At 44.4% G+C, this 6,513-nt stretch carries 5 protein-coding genes; all 5 read right to left on the bottom strand.

Translation table 11 applies throughout. The features are described 5' to 3' along the window. Positions 1 to 308: 308 nt before the first annotated feature. The 5 genes from H9I36_RS12400 to H9I36_RS12380 all read right to left on the bottom strand — a co-directional run bounded on the left by H9I36_RS12400 (position 309) and on the right by H9I36_RS12380 (position 6,499). Positions 309 to 1,217 (bottom strand): hypothetical protein, encoded by a 909-nt coding sequence (locus tag H9I36_RS12400; protein WP_187385653.1) that lies wholly within the window; start codon positions 1,215 to 1,217, stop codon positions 309 to 311. Positions 1,218 to 1,311: 94 nt separating this feature from the next. Next, positions 1,312 to 1,734 carry a PIN domain-containing protein gene (locus tag H9I36_RS12395; RefSeq protein WP_370586977.1) on the bottom strand — a complete coding sequence of 141 codons (423 nt, stop codon included), beginning with the start codon at positions 1,732 to 1,734 and terminating at the stop codon, positions 1,312 to 1,314. Then, positions 1,727 to 1,951 (bottom strand): DUF6364 family protein, encoded by a 225-nt coding sequence (locus H9I36_RS12390; protein WP_187385651.1) that lies wholly within the window; start codon positions 1,949 to 1,951, stop codon positions 1,727 to 1,729. Before H9I36_RS12390 ends, H9I36_RS12395 begins: the two co-directional genes overlap by 8 nt. A 252-nt stretch (positions 1,952 to 2,203) precedes the next feature. Next, positions 2,204 to 5,293: an endopeptidase La gene (lon, locus tag H9I36_RS12385; protein WP_187385650.1), complete on the bottom strand. Its 3,090-nt coding sequence runs from the start codon at positions 5,291 to 5,293 to the stop codon at positions 2,204 to 2,206. Between the two features lie 69 nt (positions 5,294 to 5,362). Next, a complete protein-coding gene (locus H9I36_RS12380; RefSeq protein WP_187385649.1) occupies positions 5,363 to 6,499 on the bottom strand; it encodes an Mbeg1-like protein in 1,137 nt (378 codons plus the stop codon). Positions 6,500 to 6,513: the final 14 nt, after the last annotated feature.

Below are 6,513 nucleotides of genomic sequence, written 5' to 3'. Positions count from 1 at the left end.
TAAGCAGCTTGCCCGAATGATGAACGTTTAAAACAAAAAAACGACGTTCAAAAAAATCGAAAATCGAACCTTTCACAAAAAAAGGCTGTCCTTACTGCTGTTGGCAATAACTTCTTGGACAGCCCCTGTTGATTGATTGCAGAATTTTAGCAAAATCTTCGCCCCTTGCTTTAAAACGTACCGACAGTATGACTTTGCCAATGCGTTGAGTTCACTCATATATCGATATTTATTTTCGAATTCTTTTATTGTCATAGAGTCTTTTGCTTATGTGCGGTGTGTAACCGTATGCATTAACGGTTATAATATCATTTATATCCGTAGTAATTAAATGCCGATACCCACATAGTAATTTTATCCAATTGAGCGGAATCGGTAACTTCTTCTCTTAAAACCGTATCATCCGCAGAAATAAACTCAATTTCCAATTTTTTCAAATTACATAATTGTTCGATTGCTATCTTACTCCACAAATCGGTTAAGAAAATATCTCCCTCGATGAGATAAGGAATACCGCCTTCTACATTTACTTCTTTGCCGTCTTCTTTGGTAGCGGTTATTTTATACTTTCCGGTACTTTCCGAATCGGAAGAATAAGTTTTTACAATAAAATTATAAGAGCCGGTATTCGGATCATCGATAAAGAAAATACCTGAACCGGTCAAATCCAGCGGAGCAAGTGCTCTTTCAGAGTATAATTCATCGGCTTGGACCGTTTGCTCAGATAAATCATTGTAATAGAAAATAATTTTATCGATTGTGTACTGATTATCTTGAAGAAAAGAATCATGCAATTTAACCGTGCAGTTACTTCCTGATATAAAATCGAAAGTATCAAATGATACCGATAAATCTTTATCTTCGGAGTGTCCTGTTCCTCTAAAAAAAATTTTTGCTTTCATAATCCGCTTTGAGGTTATATTTACAAAATTCGGTGAAACACCGGCATTTTTTCTTATGTATCCGTACTTCGGATACATTATAACGGGAGCTGTAATACCGGAATATTCCTGATAAGCAAAATTCATGGCTTTTCCCATAAATTTAGGATTCTCTTTTAAATAATAACTTTTTGTTGACAATGAGTATTCAAACCTGTTTGTTGTTTTTGTTTCCGAATATGGAGTTTTATTTACTTCCTCTGCTGAAATATTACCTTTTTTTTCGCCTCCGAATAACAAAATTATTAAAATCAATAGTAAAATTATTTTTTTCATTTTTTCCTCCCGGCGCGCCCCGGTGCGGGCGTCCGTATAACTTGTATTTAAGCCGCAAACAGGCTTGTCCGCAATGTGAGCGTTGAAGCAAGGGTTAGAACACATCTTCTTTAAATGGATTTATTACCATTACTCCACGATATGTCTGTCCCGGATTTAAATCTTCGGAAATAATAAATTCACATTTTGCTTTCTCTGCAGCAGCTATTATCAATGAATCCCAAAATGATAATTGTGAAATTACACTGATATCTATTGCTTGTTCTATCAGTTCCAAATCATTTTGAACAATTTCAATATTACAAAAATTGTGTATAATATTTTTGACAATTATTCGATCCGCCTTCAATTTAGTTGTTGCAACTACATAGAATTCTTTAAGTACTTGTGTTGATATTACCGGCTGATGGAAATCTACGACTTTCTCCATTATTTTCCGAGCTTTAGTCTGCTTATATGAATCTGTTGAGTTAAGTGTATAAACAAGTATATTGGTATCAATAAATATTTTAGACACGATATAATTCTTCCCTTGTCCATTTCTCATTGCCTGATGTTACATTTAATTTATCCATAAGTGAAAAAGTATCATGAAGCCAGTAATCTTTATTGGTAACAACCGTTTGCTCAACAAGTTTTCTTACAAGAGAATTAAATGAGATATTATGATTCCTGGCGTATTCTCGGCCTGCCTGTAAAACAGTTTCATCAATTGATAGAGTTATATTTTTCATAAACGCTCCTTATCAACACAGTGTAAGTGCGCACATTGATAAAGTCAAGAGAAAATAGATAAAAAAAACAGATTTTTAAATTAAGATTAATGGTTATTCGTTTATTTTCTAATTTGTAAGAAAATACTTTTTAATTTCCTAAAAAGTTATACTTTTCATAGGTTTCCCTCCAAAACATCGCACTCCGCAAGTACCGCGTGCGCCGCACGCCGACGGCGGGTATCGTTCAAGCACCCGCGCGAACGGCAAGCTTTATTTTCCTTTACGCGATTTACCCGCTCCTTTTTTTACGGCGGTTTTTTTCGCTTTCGCTGCGCCCTTTTTCGAAGCGGACGATTTCACCCCGCTCTTTTTAGCAACGGATTTTTCGCGCCGACTTGTATCCTTTTTTGTCGCCGACGATTTTCCGCCGTCAGCGTTTCTTGAGGATTTTTTCGCTGTCGATTTTTTCTCAGCCGTTTTGCCCGTACCGCTTTTTACCGCGCGTTCCGCCTGAGCGTTTTTTTTCACCGCGATCTTTTTGACGCTCTTCGTTTCGGAAAGCGCTCCCGTTTTTCCGTTTTCCGCAAATGCGTGCAGCATCACTTCTTCGGCGCGAGTTACGGGTATAAACGTAATACCCGCCTTTACGTGATCGGGAATATCGGAGAGATCGCGCACGTTCGCTTTCGGAATCAAAATCGTTTTGATCCCGTTTCGACGCGCCGCGACCGTTTTTTCACGAAGCCCGCCGATCGGCAAAACCTGCCCCGTAAGCGAAAGCTCGCCCGTCATCGCAAGATGTCCCTTGATAATTTTTCCACTGAGCAGCGACATGAACGCCGTCGCCATCGTAATGCCGGCGGACGGACCGTCCTTTTTGACCGCGCCTTCGGGAATGTGCAAGTGAATTATATTCTTTTCAAACCACTCTTCGCTCTTTATCTTTTTCGAAAGCACCTGCGCTTTTACCCAGTTGATCGCGATTTGTGCGCTTTCTTTCATTACATCGCCCATCTGACCGGTGAGCTGCAGTCCGCCCTTTGCACTCGGATAAGCGATACTTTCGATGAGCAGCGTATCGCCGCCCATGCTCGTCCACGCCAAACCGATCGCCGTTCCCGCGATGTCCGCCTTTTTGATTTCGCTTTCATCGAAGACGGGTTTGCCGAGATATTTGTCCAAGGCTTTCGCATCGATCGTATATTTTTTCGTTCGGTCGACGAAATCGGCGGCTGAAACTTTTTCACTTTCGCGCTTTACCGAAACGAGTTTGTCGATTTCCGTCTGCGTGAGATTTTTATTTTTCTTTACGAGCAGATCGATATCGCCCTGCGAAAGCTTCCAGCGGGAATCCACGAGCGAGTCGATTTCCGACTGCGTCAAATCACGGTTCGCTTTGACGAGTTTGTCGATTTCCGACTGCGTGAGCACGTGTTCGCCCTGTGCCTTTTTTGCAGCAAGTTCGGCTTCCTTTGCTTTTTTCGCTTTCGCCGCCGCTTCTTCCGCTTTTTTCTCCGCTTCGTTCATAAGTTCTGTAACGATTTTGCGGTGGATCTTGTCGACGCTCTTTTCGTAATTGCGCACTCCGGCTTCGCGCGCGTACTCTTCGGCGATCATCAAAAGCGCTTCTTTCGTATACTGCACTTGATTTTTTTCAAGTCCGTTTTTATTAAGATTTTTCGGAATGAGATAGCGCTTTGCGATTTCGATTTTTTCCTGATCGATATAGCCCGGCAGCTGAATGACTTCGGCACGGTCGAGCAGCGGTTCGGGAATCGAATCGAGCGTGTTCGCAGTGAGGATAAAAAATATGTCGGAGATGTCGAACGGCAAATCGAGATAGTTGTCGCGGAAACCGACATTCTGTTCGGGATCGAGCACTTCGAGCAGCGCGCTCGCGGGATCTCCCTGATAACTCTGTCCCATTTTATCGATTTCGTCGATCATAAAAACGGGAGCGCGCGTTTTTGTCGTACGCAAACCTTGTATGATTTTTCCGGGCAGCGCACCGATATAAGTTCTGCGGTGTCCTTTGATCTCAGCTTCATCGCGAAGACCGCCGACGGAAAATCGATAAAAAGGTTTATGCATCGCATCCGCAACCGAATGCCCGATACTCGTTTTGCCGACGCCGGGAGGACCTACGAGCAGCAGTATGCTGCCCTTTGCATCCTGCTTGAGTTTTCGAACCGATAAAAATTCCATGATGCGTTTTTTTACGTCGTCAAGGCCGAAGTGATCGCGCTCGAGAATTTTTTTCGCTTCGTCGAGGCTGTAATTTTCCGCAGGCTTGTCGTTCCACGGAAGCTGCGTGACGAGTTCGAGAAAATTCCGCGTACCGATGTATTCGGCGGAGTTCGGATCCATGAGATTGAATTTTTCGAGTTCGTTGGCGACCGTCTCTTTTATCTCGCCTTCGAAATGAAATTCTTCCGCTTTCTTTTTAAATTTTTGATAATCGGTCGCATTGCCTTCGGCGTCCGTGCCGAGCTCTTCCTGTATCGACTTCAACTCTTCGCGGAGAAAATATTCGCGCTGATTTTTTTCGACACGTTCGTTGAGTTCATTTTGAATTTTTTTCTGAACGCGTAAAAGCTCCTGCTCTTTTTTAATATAGATGAGCACCTGCTCCATACGCCGGCGCACGTTTACCGTTTCGAGCACTTTTTGCTGATCGGCTTTATCGATGTTGAGGATCGACGCGATAAAATCGGCGATCTTTCCGGGATGATCGATGTTCACCATATTCAAGCGCATCTCTTCGGAAAAGAGCGGATTGTTTTCGGACACTTCTTTCATTTCACTCAACAGCGCGCGCGTGAGCGCTTTCACTTCAAACGTGTCGTCTTCTTCATCGTCAAGGTAATCGACCGCAGCCGCCATCGGCGTAGTTGCGTGCAGCGCTTTTCGAATGCGGAAACGTTTGAGCGTCGAAATAAATACGTTGAGCCCGCCGTCGGGTAAATTGATTTTTTTAATAATGCGCGCGATCGTACCGACTTCGTACAGATCGGATACTGACGGATTTTCCGTTTCGTTTTTCAACATGACGATGCCGATATAGCCGTCGCCCGAGCACACTTCTTCGATCACTTTCGTATCGTCGGAAGAGTTGATCATAAGAGGCGTAAAGATGCCCGGAAAAATCGGACGTCCCTGCAGCGGGATGAGCAAAAGCTTTACCGGGAGCGCCTGATCCGCAGGAAGAATTTCCTTTGTCGACGCCGGCTTTTTCGCGATTTTTTTATCCGCCGTTTTATTCGCCTTTGAAGCCGCTTTCGCGTCGCTAAAAGCTTTATCCAGTTCAGCCTGTGAAATCGATACCGGAGAATCGTTGTTGTCAATATCTTTCTTTGCCATAGAATAAATATACTCCCTAAATATGAAATAGTCTACGTCGGAAATTTCAGTTTCATCCGCTCCGGAAATTTATCGTTTTTTTTTCTTCGAAGCGTCGTGCGGCAAAAATCGTGCCGGCGCCAAATGCCTGTGTCCGATTTGGAAAAGCAGCTGCACCGTTTTGATGATGTTGTCGCGCGACGGACCGTCGAGCTTTGCAAATGCACCGACGATCTTTGCGGAGTTTTGCCACCAATTTTTTTCGAGTTCGGAATTCGTCTTGGCGTCGGTCGCCTCAAGCACTTTAAAAAGCGTTGTGACAAAACGCGAACGCTCGGTATCGGAAAGCTCGCGGAACCACGCGTTGAACGTATCGTGGAACCATTCGCTTGCCGCATCGAAACCCGGAAGCGAAACGAAACCGTCTTTCGTCAAATGCCATGAAAACGGATCATGCTGTCTGATGCCGGCCTGTTCGCTTTCGACGACGGTATAGGAACCCGCATGAGAAAAGAGCATACCGACGATGGAAAGCTGCGGATAGAACGAACGGATTTTCGGAGCGAGCGAGCGGAAGCCGGGAGAGGCGACGGTCTCTTCGCGGAAGCCGGGCCCGTCATTGTTATACACACAGGAGATGCGTTTTTTGAATTTGGGGTCGATGTTTGCGGCGGCATAGATCGAAAGGTTACCGCCTTTCGAGTGCCCGCCCGTGCGGAAGCGGCCGCGTATCGATTTCATCGCTTCGGTCAAATAGAAAAGCGCGTCGATTTGCGAAGGCACCGTTTCGAGTACGCCCATATTGAAATCTTCTTTCCAGCCGATTATCGTGTCGTCGGTACCGCGGAACACGACAAAGGCATACTTGTCGCCGGTCAAAAAAGTCGTCGCGGAAAACTGTTCTTCCTTTTGCAGATCGAAGCGCGTCGTATAACCGCAGGCTTTTACGTCTCCGAAACGCTTTGAAGAAGCGGCTGCGAACAAAAGCTCGACCGTTTGAGAATTGATCATCACGCCGACTTTGCGCCGTCTCGAAAAATCTTTTGCGTTTTGAAAGAGAGAGGCGGCATCCTTCAGCCTTACGCATTTTTTAAAACTTTCACTTACGATGCCGCCGAAATCGAGATACGAAATCTGGCACAGAATGAGGGAATCGATATCGTTGAACGGAACGACGGAAAACGGCAAGTCGCCGCGCCACGCAATGTAATCGATAATATTTGCCATAGACCCTCGCTTAT

Origin of the sequence: Treponema sp. Marseille-Q4130 (assembly GCF_014334325.1) — a bacterium.
Classification (GTDB): domain Bacteria; phylum Spirochaetota; class Spirochaetia; order Treponematales; family Treponemataceae; genus Treponema_D.
The sequence above is the reverse complement of the archived record's forward strand: the minus strand, read 5'-3'. Positions and strand labels throughout refer to the sequence as shown.

Bases quoted from the DNA above. Each gene is read 5' to 3' on its own strand.
- H9I36_RS12400 (WP_187385653.1), bottom strand. From the start codon at position 1,217: ATGAAAAAAATAATTTTACTATTGATTTTAATAATTTTGTTATTCGGA.
- lon (WP_187385650.1), bottom strand. From the start codon at position 5,293: ATGGCAAAGAAAGATATTGACAACAACGATTCTCCGGTATCGATTTCA.
- H9I36_RS12380 (WP_187385649.1), bottom strand. From the start codon at position 6,499: ATGGCAAATATTATCGATTACATTGCGTGGCGCGGCGACTTGCCGTTT.
- H9I36_RS12390 (WP_187385651.1), bottom strand. From the start codon at position 1,951: ATGAAAAATATAACTCTATCAATTGATGAAACTGTTTTACAGGCAGGC.